Below are 18,376 nucleotides of genomic sequence, written 5' to 3' on the forward strand. Positions count from 1 at the left end.
GACGCGATTGTAGCGGACCGTGCATGGACCGAAGTTGGTCGGCAGATCACTCTTGCACTACCCGATCCTTTCGGCCACCTGATCGGCGCCGTTGTAGTGCAGGATCAAGCGAGCGGCGCTGCCGTCTCCGCCGGGTTCGAAGGTGAGCTGCATGGGCGCGCTCTTGTGAAAGAAATGCCATTCCGAGGTAGGGAACACCCGATGCTGATCGGCGATCGGAACATGGAGCCGGTCGCCCGTCGATGTAACATCGAACACCCAATCGTTCATTTGATAACGTCCCACCAAACGGGCGAGGCAGTTGGGGGTGATCGCGACTTCCTTCGGATACGACATCAAGTCGCGGCTCGGGTTGAGCACATGGGCGCCGAGATCGACAACGGCATCGATGCTCGCGTTGCTGAGCACAGCCACTCCACGTTTCCATTCTGGAATGCATTTGACAAAAGCGCGGGCACCACCGGTACCACCCGGCTTCGATAGGGCAACTACGCCATCCAGATGCTGCGTCGCCAGTTCCAAGCCGCCTTGGTCACGCGGTGTCATCAACGGACGGATGACGGACGCGAGCGATGATCTCTCATCGCACACCGCGTCGACAAAACACAACAGATCGGGCAGGGTCGAGCGCAGCGCGCCCGTCCCGGCCAGCGCGTCGAAAGCCCAATCAAAGGTTGGCTCCAAACTATCATTGTGTCCCGACGCAATGTTTCCAGCCAACCGCGACGGTATTGCGATGCCGGTGTCGTCCATCCGCAGTGGATCAAGGATGCGCGCACGGAGCAGGCTCTCGTAGCCGCCAGCCCCGGCACGCAGTACCAGCGCGTGTCCCAGCAATCCGACCCCAACATTCGAATATTCAAAGCTCTCGCCAGGTGTCCGGTTCAATTCGTGGCCGGCGAGAAACTCGTAGAGCCTTTCCGCCGAGTATGCGGCATAGGGGCCACCTGGCCGAGATGGCGAGTCCCCATTCGTCGCCACGCGCGGCAGTCCGGAATAATGCGAGGCCAGGTGGCGAAGAGTGATGGCTTTGCCGTCGCGAACCGGCACGCGTGTTTCGGTCGGCAACAGCTCCGCGACCGGCTCATCCATCCAGACCTCACCCCGGTTGGCCATGTCGGACAGCAACAGCGCAGTGAACAACTTAGTGATCGACCCGATCTCGAACACGGTTTTTTCGGTCACAGGGTCTGCGCCACTTGTGTCGCGGTGGCCATGGGCGACGATCCGATGGCCGTTGCCTTCAGTGACCCCGACCACCATGCCGACGCTTAGGCGGCGCTCATCAACACGCTCAATAAGCAGTCGGCGAATCGCGTCGTCGGACAAGACATGCGGTGGGACGACAGATGCAGACACGATCATGACCTCAACGCAGGTCGACCGAGCCGCCTGCCTTTCACATCATCGAGCCAATCATTATCGATCGCCACCACCAACGTCTATCATTTTGGTGGTTCCAAGGGGACAAGTCGGCTTGAACCGGGCACTGGAAGGCACGGCCCTTCGTGATCCGCAAGCGAGGTCAGGCTGTCTTCGCTTCGCCGCCGCCGTTGCGGCGACAGCATACGTTAAGTGTATCTTGGCTCATGGGTACACACCCTAGCCGAACTGGCCTCAGGCCTCGATCTGCACGTCTGTCTTCGGCCGCGAGCAGCAGGCGAGGATATAGCCTTCGTCGATCTCGTCATCGAGGATGCCGCCATTGTGGCTCATGTCGACTTCGCCGGAAAGCTTCATCACCCGGCATGTGCCGCAAAGGCCGGATTCACACGCCGCCCCGATGCGAACGCCCGCGCCGCGCGCCGCCTGAAGCACAGTCTGCCCCGCCGCGCAGACGACATCCTTGCCGGCCATGGTGAAGCGGATCGTGGTCGCAGCCTCGCCGGAAGCATCGTCGGCAACTTCCGCAAGCGGCGTTGCCGCATTCGCCGGCTGGAAACTTTCCTGGTGGTAGCGCGACATGTCGAAACCGTGCGCTTCCAGCATGGATCGCACCGCATCCATGAAGACTTCCGGCCCGCAGCAGAAGATCGTCCGGTCCATGAAATCGGGCGCCAGCAGACCAATCTTCGCCTTGTCGATGCGGCCCTTCAATCCCGACCAGAGATCGGTACGGCCACAGCCCTCGACGATCAGGCCGAGATTGAGGTTCGGCATGAAGCGGGCGAGATATTCGAGTTCGGAGCGGAAGATGATGTCGGCGGGGCTGCGCGAGCAGTTGACGAAAGTGATATCCGACAATGGCGCGATATCGGACATGTAACGCGTCATCGACATCATCGGCGTGATGCCGGAACCGGCCGAGACGAAAAGGTACTTCTCTCCCGGATGGCGAATATGGCTGAAATCACCGAGCGGGCCGAAAGCCTTGATGCGCATGCCCGGCTTGAGGTTCTCGAACATCCAGCGCGTGCCGATGCTGTCCTTCTGCGCCTTGACCGTCACGGCGACCGAGAAGGGCCGCGACGGCGTCGAGGACAGCGTATAGGTACGCATGACCGGCTCCGAAGCCGTCGGCAGCTCAAGCGTCACGAACTGGCCCGGCAGGTAGCGGAACCAATTGTCCTTGTCGGACCCGAATGTGAAGGTCATCACATCGGGCGCTTCGGGCGTGACCGAGAGGCATTCAAGCAGATGCTGCCTGTCGCTCCAGGGCTGCATCTGGTCGAGGTGTCTATGACGGAGGGAGACGGCCATGTTCATACTCAGGCAACCGCCGACAGCTTGGCCTGGTCGCCCTGCAGCCGGTTGATCATGAAAGTCGTGTACCATTCGACGAACTGCATGACGCCGCCTTCATGGATCTCCGAATAGGGACCGGGCTCATAGGCCGGTGAGCGGATGCCGAAGGCATTTTCCTCGACGATACGGCGGTCCTGGTCGTTGGTTTCGGTCCAGACGTGGGTCAGCTCTTCCAGATCGTAGTCGACGCCTTCGACGGCATCCTTGTGAACGAGCCACTTCGTGGTGACGGCCGTTTCCTCGGCGCTGATCGGCAGAACACGGAAGGAAATCGCGTGGTCGCCGAGCATGTGGTTCCACGTCGTCGGATAATGGAACAGCAGCATCGTGCCGATGCCGTTGATCGTTACATCGGACGAGAGCGGCCGCTTGACGGCATTCTGGCCGGACATGGTGTAGCTTTCCGCGCCTTCGATCAGCGGCATGCGCGTCGCACGGAACTGGCCGTCCGGAGAAAGCTTGAATTCGCTCGGCAGGCCTGCGGCCTCGCAACGTGCCCAGTGCTCGGTGATGACCGGGTCGCTCATGGCGCCCTGCACGCCGCTGACGGTCGGGGCTTCCGGGAAGGTGCGGCAAAGCTCGGGATGATTGGCCGCGCAGTGGTAGCACTCGCGATTGTTTTCCCAGACCAGCTTCCAGTTGCCCTTCTCGATGATGGTGCTCTGGAAGGCGATCTTGGCCTCGCTGATGCGATGCGGCGCCATATAGGGCTCGACCGTCGCGCGCAGCGGGGCGAAATCCGGAGCGTTCTGTGCAAGGCAGATGAAGATGTAGCCGCCGACGCTTTCACAATGAACCGGTTTCAGCCCGTGCTGGCTCTTGTCGAAATCCTCCGCCATCTGCCGGGCGAAGAGCAGCGAGCCGTCAAGTTCGTAGGTCCACTGGTGATAGGGGCAGACGAGCTTTGCCGAGGAGCCGCGCTCGGTGTTGCAAACACGCGAGCCGCGATGGCGACAGCTATTATGGAACGCGCGGATGACCTGGTCGCGGCCGCGGACGATGACGACGGGATAATCGCCGATCTGGACGGTGAAGTAATTGCCCGCGCGCGGCACTTCGCAATCATGGCCGATGAACAGCCAATCGCGATAGTAGATCGTCTCCATATCGAGCTTGAAATAATCCGGGTCGGTATAGAATGGTTGCTCCAGGCTCAAGCCTGTCCGGTGGTTCTTCAATTGCCGCAGAACTTTGCTGCCGATATCCATTTGCCTATCCTTGCACAATACCGGAAGACGAGCAGAGGACATGCAAGGCCGGTGGGAACGGCCGAAAGCAATGCCCCGACCGCCCGCCGCGGTCAGTAAACCATATGTGCCCAAGGCTGGTTTCCGGGCTCTGGAGCGGCCCTGTTTCCGGGACCCCATGGCACCTTCCCAGGCCGACCAGACCCAGTGGCTTTATCCGCCATGCCTCACTCCACCACCGTTGCGGGGGCAGCGCCGGATTTTGACCGGCTTCCCAATTCTCCATCTCCCTAGCAGACGGCACCTTGAGATTGATAACATCATAGCGCTCGGCCGCATCAGCCGCTGCGCTACAATGCGACATCGGCTTCGAAATTGACGACAGGCAAAACAGGGCGCCGACACGGTCGTCTTTACAAACAATATAGAAAAGCAATTCAATTGCTTATGTTCCGGCGCCAGCAATGAAAGCGATGCTCCGTCCGACCCTCGCCGATGACGCTTTATTCTGATTGCGACGGATCAGCTGGCAGAGGGTGACGAAACAGACGATTGGGCGGACGAAAGGGCTTGCAGAGCGGCCATCGCGCGACCGGCATCGAGGGCCGGGACGAAGATGTGGTCATGATAGAAGGCCGCGACGACATTGGCGCTGATACCCTCGTTTCCCAAAGCCGTTGCGAAGGCTGCGGTCAGACCTACGGCCTCGAGAGAAGAGTGAACCTCAAGCGTGATCATGCGCATGGCGGGAGCGACCGGAAGCCCCGCCTTTCGGGCCACTTCCAGCGGCAGGATCAGCGTCACACCTTCTCTTTCGCGAAAGAGCCCGATCGGTTCCAGATGGATGTAATCGGCCAGTGCCGACGCCGGAACGCTGCAATAGACAAATTCGCCCTCGGCGAGATTCGGCTTCATGGCGGACAGGAGCTGTTTGAGATCGATAATTCCCGACATGTTTCTCAGTCTTCCCCAGGGTTCGGCATCCAAACGGTTAAGCCCGGCTCAAGCTATTCGATCTATCATGCCGCCCAGAGACTGATATAGCGAGATCCGGCATGGCCAAACTCAGATATTTCGACGCTGGGAAGCCCGCCGAGCCCGAACCGACGCCACCGGTATCGACGACGGGCTACAGCGAATTCCTGCGCACGGGCCGCATCAACCGCAACAGGTCGCATTGGCTTGCCGAGGAGCGGGAATATCTCAGTCACGAGCACGTGGCCGAGCGCACGGCGCTGAAGCTCAGGGATGCCGGCGAAAAGACCCATGACAGGCTCAACAGCTTCCACAAATCGATCCGCTTCCCGAAGCTCATCTTCCATCACACGCTGAAGGACACGCCGCATCTCGGCTATTGCCACGTGACAGCCGCGCGGACGCAGTTCGCGCACTATGAGGACGTGAACTGGGCCTTCTATATCGCCAACTTCTTTGCCCGCATCGGTCAGGAAGAGAACTTCTTCGAAGACATCAGCCTCAAATATTCACGGATGTATTTCGCCGTCGCCATCCATCCGGACAAGGCGGCGGAAGACAAGAAGCTGACGATCAATCGCGACATCAGGGGCAACGGCGTGTTGTTCCATACCCACGATCCGCAGATCGCCATCCGCAATGTTCTCCTGCTCGGCGCCCGCAACGAGCAGCTTCGCGACATCATTCGCCAGCTTTGACGATTGATCCGAAAACTCGAAGAGCATAAGAACGGCCTGAACTGCAAGCAGGCAGGCCATGGCACGACACATAGACATTCTCGAACATCCGCAAACCGCGATAGACGTCGCGACCGCAACCCTTGCCGAGGGTTTGCCGATCGGGCTGCCGACGGAGACGGTCTATGGCCTTGCCGCCGATGCCACCAATCCCGCCGCCATCACCCGGATCTACGAGACCAAGGGGCGGCCGCGCTTCAATCCGCTGATCTGTCATATGAGCGATCTCGCCATGGCGGAGCGCTATGCCATCTTCGATCCGATTTCGCGCAAGCTGGCGGAAGCTTTCTGGCCCGGTCCGCTGACTCTGGTGCTGCCGCTCAAGCCCGATAGCGGCATTCATCCGCTGGCGACGGCCGGGCTCGACACGGTCGGCATCCGCGTGCCCAAGGGCTTTGCCGGCGAGCTGATCCGCGCCTTCAACCGGCCGCTTGCAGCACCAAGCGCCAATACCTCGGGCAAGATCAGCGCCACCAGCGCCGATCATGTCGACGACGATCTCGGTGAGCGGATCACGCTGATCCTCGACGCGGGTGCCTCGGTCGTGGGCGTGGAGTCGACCATCGTCAAGGTCGAGGATGGCGAGATGCGCCTCCTGCGACCCGGCGGCCTTGCGGCAAGCGAGATCGAGCGGGTGGCGGGAAAGGCGCTGAAGCGCAAGAAGAAGGCTTCGGCTGCCATCGAAGCGCCCGGCATGCTCGCCTCGCATTACGCACCCGGAGCAGCGGTGCGGCTGGACGCGACGGAGGTTTCCGAGAACGAGACGCTGATCCGCTTCGGAACACCCGCCATCGCCGGCATCGAAAAAGCCCTTGCCGTGCTTGATTTGAGCGCCGACGGCGATCTCTCCGAAGCCGCCGCAAACCTCTTCGACTTCATGAAGCGCGCCGACGCCACGGGTGCCGCGACCATTGCCTTTTCGCATATTCCCGACGAGGGCCTCGGCGAGGCCATCAATGACCGGCTGCGCCGCGCAGCTGCACCCAGAGACTGATCAGCCCGACCTATCGGCAAAGGACACGCCATGAGCAACTCCGCCCCCTCCTCCGCCCTTCTCGACCGCTTCGCTGCGATCGTGGGAGACAAGCACGCATCGCGGGACCCTGCGGAGATCGCACCGCATCTGGTGGAAAACCGCGGTCTCTATCATGGCGCTTCGCCCCTGCTGCTCAAGCCCGGTTCGGTGGAAGAAGTTTCGGCGATCCTGAAGCTTGCGAGCGAGACCGGCGCGGCCATCGTTCCGCAGACCGGCAATACCGGCCTTGTCGGCGGACAGACGCCGCGCGAGGGCGGCTCCGACATCCTCCTGTCGCTGGAGCGCATGAACCGCGTTCGCGATATCGATCCGGTCGGCAATACCATGATCGTCGAAGGCGGCTGCATTCTCGCCGATGTTCACAAGGCGGCGGCCGAGCATGGCCGCATGTTCCCGTTGTCGCTCGGCTCGGAAGGCTCGTGCCGCATCGCCGGCAATCTTTCCACCAATGCCGGCGGCACGGCGGTCCTTGCCTATGGCAACATGCGCCAGCTCTGCCTTGGCCTTGAAGTCGTGCTGCCCACGGGCGAGATCTGGAATGGGCTGCGCCGCCTCAAGAAGGACAATACCGGTTACGATCTGCGCGATCTCTTTATCGGCGCGGAAGGCACGCTCGGCGTCATCACCGGCGCGGTGCTAAAACTCTTTCCGCAGCCCCTCGGCCATCAGGTCGCCTTTGCCGGACTGAAATCGGTCGACGACGCGCTGACCCTGTTCAAGAATGCCTCCAGCCTCTGCGGCACGGCGCTGACGGGTTTCGAGCTGATGCCGCGCATCGGCGTCGAATTCACCACTCGGCATATTCCGGGCGTGCGCGATCCTCTGGAGACGGCGCATCCCTGGTACGTCCTGATCGACATCTCCACCTCCGATTCGGCCGAGACGGCAGAACGGATGATGACGGCCCTGCTCGAGCAGGGCTATGAGGCCGGCCTAATACAGGATGCGACCATCGCCAGCTCGGAAGCGCAGCAGAAGGCCATCTGGCGCATGCGCGAGAGCATGTCGGATGCACAGAAGCCGGAGGGCGGTTCGATCAAGCACGACGTTTCCGTGCCCGTGGCACAGATCCCGCAATTCATGGCGGAGGCGGAAAAGGCCGTTACCGCAGCCCTACCCGGCGCACGCGTCTGCGCTTTCGGCCACATGGGCGACGGCAACATCCACTACAACATCTCGCAGCCTATCGGCGCCGACAAGGCGGAGTTTATCGGTCGCTGGCACGAGATCAACAAGATCGTGCATGGGCTGGTGCTGCAGCATGGCGGCTCTATCTCCGCCGAGCACGGCATCGGCCAGCTGAAGCGCGACGAGCTGGCTTCAATCCGCTCCAATATCGAGATGGACCTGATGCGCCGGATCAAGACGGCGTTTGACCCTGCGGGGATCATGAACCCGGGGAAGGTTTTGAAGGTCTGAGATATCAGACGGTTACGACGACCCGCTCGGAGGCGAAGCAGCCGATCTGACAAGAGATAACGGTGCCATCGGCATCGATGTCTTCACCGGCATAGGCAAGCACCGGCACCAGACGCGATTGCTGCAGAAGGCGCGCTTCGGCTTCCGTGGGCATACGCGCGGTGATGTCCGTGGAGCGGCGCCAATAGTCCATGACGCCATAGTCCTTCAGCGCGGCCGTGAATGAGCCCGTCGCGGTAAATTTCTCCGCCAGACCGGGGAAGCGCTTTGCCGAGCAACTGCGCATGACCACCGAGACGGGAAGCGCATCGGCATAGGCGACCACGCACATGTCAAGCACCGCCTCGCCGGGCTGCAGATTCAGCCTCGCGGCGATATCGGCGGTTGCCCGAACCTCCTTCGCGGAGACAACCTTGCGCGTGAGGTTAGCGTCCGTAGCAGTCAGGTTCTTGCTGAACCGAACCTTGTCGCCTAGCTGGAAGCGAACAGGCATATCGGCGCGCACATAGGCGCCGCTACCGCGCGCCACGCGCAGCAAGCCCTCCCCCTCCAGCTCGGCGATCGCGCGGCGCACCGTCACCCGCGAAACACCGAATTGTTCGGACAAGGCGCGTTCGCCCGGCAGGCGGCTGCCAGGGGCATGCTTGCCCCCATCGATGGCGCGTCTGAGCTCCGCGGCTACGGCCGCCCAGCCTCCCGCGGATTTTGAGCTTTCGCCCTGCAGATTTTTCTCGTCCATCACAATACTGTCGCCTTGAAATTGGTATATACCAATTTATAGAGAGTTGGATCGTTTATGGAAGGGTTCGGCATGGGCGACAAGCGGATATATGTGACTTCTGTCAGCAGCAGCGGCATGCACGGCTTCAGCAAGCAGACCAAGGATCACATTCAGCTGCTGACGGGGCTCGGCGTCGAAGGCGACGCGCATATGGGGGTGACGGTAAAACACCGCTCGCGCGTCGCGGTCGATCCCACCCAGCCCAATCTGCGCCAGGTGCATATCATCCACGAAGAACTGTTCGACGAACTGACGGAGAAGGGATTTTCCGTTTCGCCGGGCGACATGGGCGAGAATATCGCGACCAGAGGGATCGACCTGCTTTCGCTGCCGCAAGGCACGCGCCTGCATATCGGCGATGAGGCCATCGTCGAGGTGACCGGCTTGCGCAATCCCTGCAAGCAGATCGATGATTTCCAAAAGGGTCTGCTGCATGCGGTGCTCGACAAGGATGCCAACGGCGGCTTGATCCGCAAGGCCGGCATCATGGGCATCGTCTCGCAGGGTGGCCGCGTGCAGCGCGACGATGCCATCCGCGTCGAGCTGCCGCCACTGCCGCATATCAAGCTCGAGCGGGTTTGATATTGGGATTAATTTGACGCGGCCGCATAGAGACAAGTTGGCTCTGAATACGCCGAGGGCTTGATACCCCCCTCTGTCACTTCGTGACATCTCCCCCCACAAGGGGGGAGATTGTTGGGAGCATGTCGCACCGCTTCGCTAAGTCATCGCATTTTAGTTTCCGCGGGCGAGATGTTTGTTTGAGGCACGCACGTGCCGCCAGTTACCGATCTCCCTCCTTGTGGGGGAGATGTCCCGAAAGGGACAGAGGGGGGTGCGCACTCTCCGCGACGATCGCAGCTGGCGTCATCCCCCAACTACATCAATCGAAATCCTCACTACCCGAATTGCCGCCGCCATTGCGGTTGCCAGAGATGATCTCGCGCTTGCCGACATGGTTGGCGGGGCCGACCAGACCGTCCTTTTCCATGCGCTCGACGAGCGATGCCGCGCGGTTGTAGCCGATGCCGAGGCGGCGCTGGATGTAGGAGGTCGAGCACTTCTTGTCGCGCATGACCACCTTGATCGCCTGTTCGTAGAGATCGTCGCCATCTTCCGAGGCAATCGCGCCCTTGTCGAAGACAGCCGTATCTTCTTCCTCGTCTTCCTCATCCTCGTCGGCGGTGACCGTGTCGAGATATTCCGGACGGCCCTGCAGCTTCAGGTGCGCGACGACCTTTTCGACTTCCTCGTCGGACACGAAGGGGCCGTGGACGCGGGAGATGCGACCGCCGCCGGCCATGTGCAGCATGTCGCCCTGGCCGAGGAGCTGTTCGGCACCCTGCTCGCCGAGAATGGTGCGGCTGTCGATCTTCGACGTCACCTGGAAGGAGATGCGTGTCGGGAAGTTCGCCTTGATCGTGCCGGTGATGACATCGACCGAAGGACGCTGTGTCGCCATGATCAGGTGAATACCGGCGGCACGCGCCATCTGCGCCAGGCGCTGGATCGCGCCTTCGATTTCCTTGCCGGCGACCATCATCAGATCTGCCATCTCGTCGACGATGACGACGATATAGGGCATCGGCGTCAGGTCCATTTCCTGTTGCTCTTCGATCGGGGCACCCGTGCCCTTGTCGAAGCCGGTCTGGACCATGACGTGGATCGTCTCGCCCTTTTCCTTGGCGGAGGCGACGCGGCTGTTATAGCCGTCGATATTGCGCACGCCGAGGCGCGACATCTTCTTATAGCGATCCTCCATTTCGCGCACCGCCCACTTCAGCGCCATCACGGCCTTCTTGGGATCGGTGACGACAGGGGTCAGCAGGTGCGGAATGCCGTCATAAACGGAGAGTTCCAGCATCTTCGGATCGACCATGATCAGGCGGCACTGTTCCGGCGTCATGCGATAGAGCAGCGACAGGATCATCGTATTGATCGCGACGGACTTGCCCGAGCCGGTGGTGCCGGCGACGAGCAGATGCGGCATCTTCGCGAGTTCCGCGATGACGGGCTCGCCGCCGATCGTCTTGCCGAGGCCGAGCGCCAGCTTGTAGCCGCTCTTCTCGAAATCGGGCGAATCGATCATCTCGCGGAAATAGACGGTCTCGCGGTTGACGTTCGGCAATTCGATGCCGATGACGTTGCGGCCGGGAACGACGGCGACACGAGCCGACAGCGCCGACATCGAGCGGGCAATATCGTCGGCAAGATTGATGACGCGCGAGGATTTGACGCCGGGCGCAGGTTCGAATTCATAAAGCGTGACGACCGGGCCGGGGCGGACATGGATGATCTCGCCCTTGACGCCGAAATCCTCAAGCACGCTTTCCAGCAGGCCGGCATTCTGCTCCAGCGTTTCCTGCGTCATGATCACGCCGGAACGGACGGCGGGCTCCTGCAGCAGCTCGCGCGGCGGCAGCTCGTATTCGCCATCGACGCTGGGAGCGATCGGGCGCCACTCGGGCGGTGTCAGGGACGCAGGACGGCGCGGCGAGATCCGCGATGGCGACGGCGGCGCATCGATCAGCCGCTGGGCGGCAGCTTCGACGGCCGGAAGGATCGGCGCTGCCCTGGCAACGGGCGCGACCGGCGCAGGTGCTGCAACCTTCATCGGCATCGGTGCCAAGACCATGACCGGAGCGGGACGGGTTTCGGCTGCGGGAGTTACATCAGCACCATAGACTGCCGTTACAAACGCGGGCGGCACGAATGTCTCGGCCGGCGCCGCCACAGGCTGCTGCTCGGCTTCAGGTGCTTCGATAACGACAGGTGTCGCTTCGACGACCGGAGCCAGAACGGCGGCCTCAAGCGCTACAAGCTCGTCCATGGCTGGCGTGCTGAGATCTGCCGTCGGCTGGCTGGAAACGGCTTCGAGCGGCGCTGCTATTTCGATCGCCGGGGACGGCACGACAGCGAGCTGGGGCTCGACAGCCGCAGCCGGGCGGCGGCATTCGACGACGCGGAACTTGGCGATGATCGCTTCGGCATCGACTTCCGGCCTCTGCGGCGTCGCCGGCTGCTTCGGCTCACCCTTGAGGGCAGAGACGAACTCGCCGTCGAACGGCATCGCATCCCAGAAGGCGAAATCGGAGAGATGGACAAGACGCGACTCGACCACAGGCGCGGCTACGGACTCGGGAACACTTGACTGAACAGGGGAAGCATCCAGCGCAATCGCGGGAGCTTTCGAGAATGCGGTAGCGATAACGGTCATCTCCAATGCGTCCGGCTCGGTTGCCGGAGAACTCTGAATTACTGTCGGTATGTAGTGTTGCACCGCAAAGGGCATGTCCTCCAGCGGCGGCAGATGGAACTCGGCGAAGTGCATGGGCTGCGGAGCAGCGGCAACAACCGGAGCCTCGACGGCCGGCTGATCCATCACCCGCATGGCCGCATGCGAGGCGACCTGCGGCCTGACGTCGACCTGTGGCTCTGCAGGCGGCCGGCGGCTGATGATCTCGTTTTCGCGCGTGCGGGTAAACCGCACATTCGGCCCCATCAGAAAGGCATTCTGCCAGCCGGGCGATGCGAGATCTTCCGCAGAGATCCCCTGCGGGAGAACAGGCATTTCCTGCTCGCTCGTCACCGCGGCGGCCTGCAGCGCCTCCACGACCGGCGGGGGTGCTGCGGCGGTCCGCTTCCTCACCTCTTCGGCGAGGCGCTTTTCCTCGGCCTGGCGCTGCTCTTCAGTCTTGCGCTTGGCTTCACGAACGTTGCGAATCTTCTCTTCCAGGAACGCGCGGCGAGCGGCGATCTGCTCGGCACGGCGAGCCTCTTCGGCTACCTGTTCCGGGTCGAGATCGCCCTCAGGCTGGACGCCTTGTGATGCGTTTGAAAGTGTCGTTCGGGAAAGACGCATGAGACCTGCAACCCAGTCATTGATATTGCCGATGGCTTCTCAAATCGAATAGGGCAAGGATGGTTAATAAGTTCCTTCCTGCCGTTGTGGAAAGCAGCCATTCCGCACCCGCCAAACACATCCGCAAATGTTCGGAAACCTTGCGGAAACAAGCGCATGACGGGTCCCTGCCGCGTGAGAACGCGACAAGGGGGCAGGTTAAATTTTTTGCGAGACCTGTTACCGCGACGAGGATAGCTGCGCGATGGAAAGCAGCGTGTCGGCGCTGATGCCGGTGCCCGAAGACGAGCCCGTGAGAATCGACAGCGCCGGCGACGTCGAGGCGGTCGTGTTGTTCTCCATGTCGTACATCGCCGAGAATCGCTGCAGCAGCTGGTTGACCTTGGTCGGGTCCTGCAGGTCGCTCACATTGACGAACTTGCTCAGCATGCTGGCCTGGGTATCGACATCCATGTTGGAGATCGAGCTCGGCAGATTGTAGGTCGTGGTGATGACCTCATAAAGCGCGGAATCACCCATGATGTCATAGATCGAATTGATGTCGGGCGCCTTGCGCTGGAAGTAGAGCGCCAGACGCACGCCGGGGTTGGTCTCGCCTTCCTGGTCTTCCAGCGTCTGATGCAGATAGAGATCATTGGTCGCGGCGAGAGCGCCCTGGTTTTGCGCCGTGCCGAGCTTGCTGTCGGTCAGGTTGCCGTCGGTGCCGAAATTGAAGTCTTCGACGATGGTCTTGAATTTGGCGCCATCGGTGGTGTTGACGAAGCTCTTCGAATCGGACGGATCGGAGGCGAAAGCCTTCTTCAACGTCGCCGTATCGACCGTCTTCGGATCAATGCCGTTGGCCGTCAGGATGAAGTTCGTGAGCTTGCTGTCGGCCAGCAGATCCGTGACGCTGGTCACGTTGACGATATTGGTGGCGAAATAGGTGCCGGCGGTCTTGGCATCGCTGGTCGCCTTGGTCAGCTCGGCGCCCGACAGCCCTGCCGTGCTGCGGCTGGAATATTGCGAGATATAGCTGTTGATCTGTGTCTGCGACAAGGACTGCACCGGCGCTTTCAGATTGCCGCTGCTGTCGAAATTGAACGCCTTGGCAAGCGCGGTGAAGCGGGAGTCCTTGAGAGAATTGACGTAGCTCTTCGGATCATAGGGATCGCTTTCGAGGATCTTCGTCAGCTGAGACTTGGTGACTTCGTTCTCACCGATGCCATAGGCGCGCAGCGCCATCTGATAGAGTTCGGGCGCGCTGTCGTTAGCGGTGCTGCTGTCGGACGTATTGCTCGCAAAGAAATCCTTGATGGTCTTCACGCTGGCGATGCGGTTCTTGTAGTTGTTGACCGCATCCGTGGTCAGGGTCGATTGAGACGACTGGTAGTTGCTCATATAGGCCGTGGAGGCCGCGTCGATCTCGTCCTGGGACTGCGCCGTCTGGCCGGAGGCAAGCGTGCCGTCCGACTGGAAATTGAACTGGGAGACAACGTCGGTCAGACCGAAGATGGAGGCGGTCGTCGCATCGGCGAAAGCGTTCTTGAAGACGACGGCGGGCGTGGTCGGGTCGATGCCGTAAGCCGTCTTGATGTAATCGAAAAGACGCGTGTCCGATGTCAGCTGGTCGACGGTCGTGATGGAGCCGATATGATTCTTGTAATAAAGGTCATTGTCGGTCGCACCGACACTCGTCGTGAACGAGGGTACGGTGGAATTGTAGGCGCTCATCACGTCGGCCTGCTGGCTGAGGGTCTGCGGCCCTCCGGGATAGTTCGCGGTATAGCCCGCCGTCGTGGCGCTTATCTGGTCAGAGGTCTGAGCCTGCGAGCCGGACGCAACCGTGCCGTCGCTCTGGAAGTTGAACTCAGCCATGACGGCGGTCAGCCCGTTCGAGCTTGCGGTGCTGGCATCCTTGGCCGAAGCATTGAACTGGTCAGCCGTAATGTAGGACGGGATATTGAATGCCGTCTTGACGTATTGGAACAGCTGCGGATTGGACGTCAGCTGGTCGACCGAGGTGACGTTGCCGATATTGGCCTGGTAATAGGCCGTGTCGCCGTCCGGCGTCGACGTCTTGATCGTGCCGTCGGCATTGAAATTGAATTCCGCCACCAGAGCCTTGTCGGCGGTGCCGCCGTTCTGGTTGACGTAGCTGTTCGGATCGCTGAGATCGCTCGTCAGCATCTGCTTCAAAGACGAATTCGATACATAGGTCGGATCGATGCCATAGGCCTGCAGCACATAGTTGCGCAGGCGCGTATTGCCGAGAAGATCGTCAACCGTCTTAACCGAGCTGATGTTCTGGCTGTAATAACTCGTTTCGGTCGCCGCCGACGTCTCTTCATTCGTAAACGACTGCTGGTAAAGCCCGATGAGATCGTCTTCCTGCGTGCTGGTTTGTGCCGTATTCGTCGTGCCCGTCGCGCTCGTACCGAAATTGAACGCCGCAGCGAATTCCTTGTAGCGCGGATCGGTGAGCTTATTGGCGAAACTGCTGCTGTCGCTGAGGTCGCTGGTCAGCACCTGTTTCATAAAGGCCTTGGCGTAGGTCATGTCCGAAAGCCCGTAGGCTTCCATTGCGTAACTGTATAGCTGATAGTCATTCAGGAAGTCATCGACATTGGTTACTTTGCCGATATTGGCGTTGTAATAGTCGATCAAACGCTTGTTTTGCGACTGCTGCGCCACCTGATTGAGCGAGGTCGTCATATCTCTGGTTGCGACCGTATAACCAAGATAAGTGGAAATCATCAGCAGAATCCCAATAGATCTCTAATAAAGGGGACGAATCTGGCTCTTATTATTTCATACAAACCTTACCCGAGACTTACACCAACTCACCCTATGCGTGTATACCATTGAAGCACTTCCCTGCCGTGTGTTCACCTTATGGAAACCCTGATGGAGTTGACTTTGCTAACCATTTGAGGACGCAAAGTTTTCTTAACCTCGATTTTTAAGCTGTCTGGAAGGGACGGCGCCTAATCTGCCCAACAACGAGAGGACAAAAGTTCTCCGAGAGAAGACCGGAACAACCGGCTCTCAGGTAAAGCAAGGGTAGAAAATCGATGACTAATACCGTCCTGAAGCCCGATTGGGCTGGAACCACACTGCGGCTTGATCCGGCGCGCTTCCCGCAACAGGTCAGCTATGCCATGCGAGGTGCCGAAGGTGACGTCACCATTACGATCGACGAGCGCGGCGCCGTGCTGCGCAAGATCCTGCCGTCCAGCGGCCTGCCGCTGTCCGTTGCCTTGCCCAAGCGTGCATTCAAGGGCGTTGCAGCCCGGGCCATAGACCATGGCGATGGCGAAGTGACCGTCACGCTGGAACTGCACCACTCCGATCCGGATCTCTGCATTCCCCTTCTCGTCGCTCACGACCTCAGCGACATCGCCGCCGACTGGCGCTCCTGGTCCGAAGCCTTCCGCATTCCCATGCTAATGATTGAGGCCGACGGCGTCGCCCGTCCCCTCGAAGAGCATCTCGGCGGCGTCCGTTCACAGGACAGCCAGCCGCGTCGCCGCCATTCCTATTTCGCAAATCGCCGTCCACGCTTCCTCGTGCGCCGCACGACCGGCAAGCTCGGCGTCAAGATGAGTATCCAGGGCCGCGAGATCATCGCAAGGCGCTAAGCCGTATCGGCTCAAAAACCGACTGTGCACCAAGATCTCGGCCACGGAAGGAACGATTCCGCAGCCGAGCTTCTGTTATTGCGACAAAGGTTTCGCGATCGCCCGGGAAAGCTTTTCTTAGGGCACGAGAAACAGGAACGACAGGAAGAGGCCGGCGAAGATAATCAGCCCGACGCGATTGTTCGATTTGAACAGGGCCAGGCATTGCTCGCCGTCGTTGATGTCGAGCACGGCGATCTGATAGGCGAACATGCCGCCGGCGACGATGAGGCCGAGATAGGCGAGCCAGCCTGTGCCGGCCAGAGCGAAGGCTACCAGCATGAGCAGCAGCGTCGCGCCGTAAAGCCCGACCAGCCAGAGGCGCGTCCGATCGCCGAAAAGCCGGGCGGTCGAGCGCACGCCGATCAGCTCGTCATCCTCCTTGTCCTGATGCGCGTAGATCGTATCGTAGCCGATCGTCCAGAGGATGGCTGCGAGATAGAGCACGATCGGAGCAAGCGACAGGCTGCCGAACAGCCCGGCCCAGCCCATCAGCGCACCCCAGGAGAAGGCAAGGCCGAGGAAGAATTGCGGCCAGTCGGTAAAGCGTTTGGCAAAGGGATAGAGCGCGACGATGCCGAGCGACAGCACGCCGAGGATGACGGCAAACCAGTTGAATTGCAGTAGCACCAGAAGGCCGACCAGGGCCTGCAGCGCAATGAACACCTTGGCCTGGGTACGCGTCACGCGGCCAGACGGCAGCGGGCGCGAGCGCGTGCGCGCCACGGACATGTCAATCTCGTGGTCGACCAGATCATTATAGGTGCAGCCGGCGCCGCGCATCGCAACCGCGCCGATGAAGTAAAGAATGAGGTGGTAGATCACCACGAAGCCCGGCGAGCCGTGTCCCGTGGTCGCGGAGGCATTGGCCGCGAGCGCTACGGACCAAAAGCACGGCCACATCAGGAGCTGCCAGCCGATCGGCCTGTCCCAGCGCGCAAGCTGCGCATAGGGCCATAGCGTCGGGGGCAGGATACGATAGACCCAGTTACCGGAAGGCGCGTCGGCGACGCGCCCGTTGATGTCACCTGTCTTTTGCATAGGCGATTAGTAGTGACATCCGGCGCCGGAGGTCAAGCGGCAGCGGGGCCGCAGCCCCGCTCATTTCTCAGTTCATCGTGAAGTTGAACTTGTAGCTGGCGGAGATGCCGATCAGCAGCTGGTTGCGGTCGCCGCGCTCGCGCACGAGGCTGCTGTCGCCGGCAGGGCCGGTGAGCCGGGTGTATTCCAGGAAAGTGCTGGTGGTCCAGTTCTGCGAGGCTTTCCAGGTCAGCGCGCCACCGAAACCGACGGATTTCACGCCGCCGCCTGGATTGTAACGGCTGAGGCCGGAAGCGGCCGACTCGCGTGCATTGACGCCGTAATAGGTGTTGAAATAGTCGTTGGTGGCAAGCGTCATGCGCGGACCAGCCGAGGCGCGAAATTCCGGGGTGATGTCGGTGAAAGCATCGACGGCAGCATCGGCGACAAGGCCACTATGGGCGCGAATTCCCTGGCGCACTTCGACACGCGCGCGCAGCCAATCGGTCGGGTAGGCTTCGGCAAAGCCGCCAGCTTCAACACCCCACTTGACCTTCTTCAGCCCCTTCAGCTCGTGGCCGTCGCTGCTGTCGCGGCTGGGAACGAACTTGCCGACGATGCCGACGCGAAAGGCGTCGCTTTCGATCAGGGCAAAGGAGGGGTTGTCGTTGCGCGAGGAGAAGCGCGGGCCTGGGCCTTGCCGGCCGATGGAGACCAGCGGTGACCACTGCAGCTTGTTATGCTTGCCGCCTTCGAACTTCGGCGCGGAGAAACCAGCCGCGCCGACGCTTAGGTACCAGTTACCCGACCAGAAATACTGGCCATCGCCGGCGGAGGCGGCGCCTGCAGAGGCGACAAAAAGGCCGAGGGTGAGGAACGGGCGCAACTTTGTAAACAAACTGAAACTCCATGACACGCAATACAAAGGGCCCATGGCCCGAGAGTTGCCTCAAAT

The 18,376-nt window shown here is 60.9% G+C and carries 14 protein-coding genes and 1 riboswitch; of the genes, 5 read left to right on the top strand and 9 right to left on the bottom strand.

Going from position 1 to position 18,376, the window contains the following annotated elements:
- Positions 1-57: 57 nt before the first annotated feature.
- From ACIQWP_RS24340 to ACIQWP_RS24355, 4 genes are all read right to left on the bottom strand, one after another.
- Positions 58-1,365, bottom strand: a complete 1,308-nt coding sequence (locus tag ACIQWP_RS24340; RefSeq protein ID WP_402793143.1) for a serine hydrolase — start codon at positions 1,363-1,365, stop codon at positions 58-60.
- Positions 1,366-1,617: 252 nt separating this feature from the next.
- On the bottom strand, positions 1,618-2,706 hold the full coding sequence (locus ACIQWP_RS24345; protein WP_402793145.1) for a 2Fe-2S iron-sulfur cluster-binding protein: 1,089 nt from the start codon (positions 2,704-2,706) through the stop codon (positions 1,618-1,620).
- 2 nt (positions 2,707-2,708) lie between these two features.
- A complete protein-coding gene (locus ACIQWP_RS24350; protein WP_402793147.1) occupies positions 2,709-3,953 on the bottom strand; it encodes an SRPBCC family protein in 1,245 nt (414 codons plus the stop codon).
- A gap of 96 nt (positions 3,954-4,049) precedes the next feature.
- Positions 4,050-4,255: riboswitch (cobalamin riboswitch) on the bottom strand.
- A gap of 199 nt (positions 4,256-4,454) precedes the next feature.
- On the bottom strand, positions 4,455-4,886 hold the full coding sequence (locus tag ACIQWP_RS24355; protein WP_402793149.1) for an ACT domain-containing protein: 432 nt from the start codon (positions 4,884-4,886) through the stop codon (positions 4,455-4,457).
- A gap of 101 nt (positions 4,887-4,987) precedes the next feature.
- Between ACIQWP_RS24355 and ACIQWP_RS24360 the strand changes: the two genes are divergently transcribed.
- From ACIQWP_RS24360 to ACIQWP_RS24370, 3 genes are read left to right on the top strand one after another with little or no spacing between them, the layout of a single operon-like run.
- Positions 4,988-5,605 carry a DUF6656 family protein gene (locus tag ACIQWP_RS24360; RefSeq protein ID WP_402793151.1) on the top strand — a complete coding sequence of 206 codons (618 nt, stop codon included), beginning with the start codon at positions 4,988-4,990 and terminating at the stop codon, positions 5,603-5,605.
- Positions 5,606-5,663: 58 nt separating this feature from the next.
- Positions 5,664-6,638, top strand: coding sequence for an L-threonylcarbamoyladenylate synthase (locus ACIQWP_RS24365; RefSeq protein ID WP_402793152.1), 975 nt, complete (start codon positions 5,664-5,666; stop codon positions 6,636-6,638).
- Positions 6,639-6,668: 30 nt separating this feature from the next.
- A complete protein-coding gene (locus tag ACIQWP_RS24370) occupies positions 6,669-8,099 on the top strand; it encodes an FAD-binding oxidoreductase (protein ID WP_402793154.1) in 1,431 nt (476 codons plus the stop codon).
- 4 nt (positions 8,100-8,103) lie between these two features.
- Here ACIQWP_RS24370 and phnF read toward each other — a convergent pair whose 3' ends face one another.
- The gene (gene phnF / locus ACIQWP_RS24375) at positions 8,104-8,838 is read right to left on the bottom strand and encodes a phosphonate metabolism transcriptional regulator PhnF (protein WP_402793156.1); all 735 of its coding nucleotides are present in this window, start codon (positions 8,836-8,838) and stop codon (positions 8,104-8,106) included.
- A gap of 72 nt (positions 8,839-8,910) precedes the next feature.
- Here phnF and ACIQWP_RS24380 point away from each other — a divergent pair, with 72 nt between their 5' ends.
- Positions 8,911-9,462 (top strand): MOSC domain-containing protein, encoded by a 552-nt coding sequence (locus tag ACIQWP_RS24380; RefSeq protein ID WP_402793495.1) that lies wholly within the window; start codon positions 8,911-8,913, stop codon positions 9,460-9,462.
- Between the two features lie 301 nt (positions 9,463-9,763).
- Here ACIQWP_RS24380 and ACIQWP_RS24385 read toward each other — a convergent pair whose 3' ends face one another.
- Together ACIQWP_RS24385 and ACIQWP_RS24390 are read right to left on the bottom strand one after the other, a co-directional pair.
- Complete coding sequence (locus ACIQWP_RS24385) at positions 9,764-12,742, bottom strand: DNA translocase FtsK (RefSeq protein WP_402793159.1); 2,979 nt, start codon at positions 12,740-12,742, stop codon at positions 9,764-9,766.
- 219 nt (positions 12,743-12,961) lie between these two features.
- Positions 12,962-15,478, bottom strand: a complete 2,517-nt coding sequence (locus ACIQWP_RS24390; protein ID WP_402793161.1) for a DUF1217 domain-containing protein — start codon at positions 15,476-15,478, stop codon at positions 12,962-12,964.
- A gap of 317 nt (positions 15,479-15,795) precedes the next feature.
- Between ACIQWP_RS24390 and ACIQWP_RS24395 the strand changes: the two genes are divergently transcribed.
- A complete protein-coding gene (locus ACIQWP_RS24395; RefSeq protein WP_402793163.1) occupies positions 15,796-16,362 on the top strand; it encodes a DUF6101 family protein in 567 nt (188 codons plus the stop codon).
- 117 nt (positions 16,363-16,479) lie between these two features.
- Here ACIQWP_RS24395 and ubiA read toward each other — a convergent pair whose 3' ends face one another.
- Entirely contained in the window at positions 16,480-17,442 is a 963-nt protein-coding gene (gene ubiA, locus ACIQWP_RS24400) for a 4-hydroxybenzoate octaprenyltransferase (protein WP_402793165.1), read from the bottom strand.
- 67 nt (positions 17,443-17,509) lie between these two features.
- Positions 17,510-18,319 carry a MipA/OmpV family protein gene (locus ACIQWP_RS24405; protein WP_402793167.1) on the bottom strand — a complete coding sequence of 270 codons (810 nt, stop codon included), beginning with the start codon at positions 18,317-18,319 and terminating at the stop codon, positions 17,510-17,512.
- Positions 18,320-18,376: the final 57 nt, after the last annotated feature.

This window comes from Rhizobium sp. NPDC090279 (assembly GCF_044769665.1).
In the GTDB taxonomy this organism is placed as follows: domain Bacteria; phylum Pseudomonadota; class Alphaproteobacteria; order Rhizobiales; family Rhizobiaceae; genus Rhizobium.

Excerpts from the sequence above, each read along its gene's own strand:
- phnF (WP_402793156.1), bottom strand. The coding sequence starts at position 8,838 with ATGGACGAGAAAAATCTGCAGGGCGAAAGCTCAAAATCCGCGGGAGGC.
- ACIQWP_RS24345 (WP_402793145.1), bottom strand. The coding sequence starts at position 2,706 with ATGAACATGGCCGTCTCCCTCCGTCATAGACACCTCGACCAGATGCAG.
- ACIQWP_RS24350 (WP_402793147.1), bottom strand. The coding sequence starts at position 3,953 with ATGGATATCGGCAGCAAAGTTCTGCGGCAATTGAAGAACCACCGGACA.
- ACIQWP_RS24365 (WP_402793152.1), top strand. The coding sequence starts at position 5,664 with ATGGCACGACACATAGACATTCTCGAACATCCGCAAACCGCGATAGAC.
- ACIQWP_RS24380 (WP_402793495.1), top strand. The coding sequence starts at position 8,911 with ATGGGCGACAAGCGGATATATGTGACTTCTGTCAGCAGCAGCGGCATG.
- ubiA (WP_402793165.1), bottom strand. The coding sequence starts at position 17,442 with ATGCAAAAGACAGGTGACATCAACGGGCGCGTCGCCGACGCGCCTTCC.
- ACIQWP_RS24360 (WP_402793151.1), top strand. The coding sequence starts at position 4,988 with ATGGCCAAACTCAGATATTTCGACGCTGGGAAGCCCGCCGAGCCCGAA.
- ACIQWP_RS24355 (WP_402793149.1), bottom strand. The coding sequence starts at position 4,886 with ATGTCGGGAATTATCGATCTCAAACAGCTCCTGTCCGCCATGAAGCCG.
- ACIQWP_RS24385 (WP_402793159.1), bottom strand. The coding sequence starts at position 12,742 with ATGCGTCTTTCCCGAACGACACTTTCAAACGCATCACAAGGCGTCCAG.
- ACIQWP_RS24390 (WP_402793161.1), bottom strand. The coding sequence starts at position 15,478 with ATGATTTCCACTTATCTTGGTTATACGGTCGCAACCAGAGATATGACG.
- ACIQWP_RS24340 (WP_402793143.1), bottom strand. The coding sequence starts at position 1,365 with ATGATCGTGTCTGCATCTGTCGTCCCACCGCATGTCTTGTCCGACGAC.
- ACIQWP_RS24370 (WP_402793154.1), top strand. The coding sequence starts at position 6,669 with ATGAGCAACTCCGCCCCCTCCTCCGCCCTTCTCGACCGCTTCGCTGCG.
- ACIQWP_RS24395 (WP_402793163.1), top strand. The coding sequence starts at position 15,796 with ATGACTAATACCGTCCTGAAGCCCGATTGGGCTGGAACCACACTGCGG.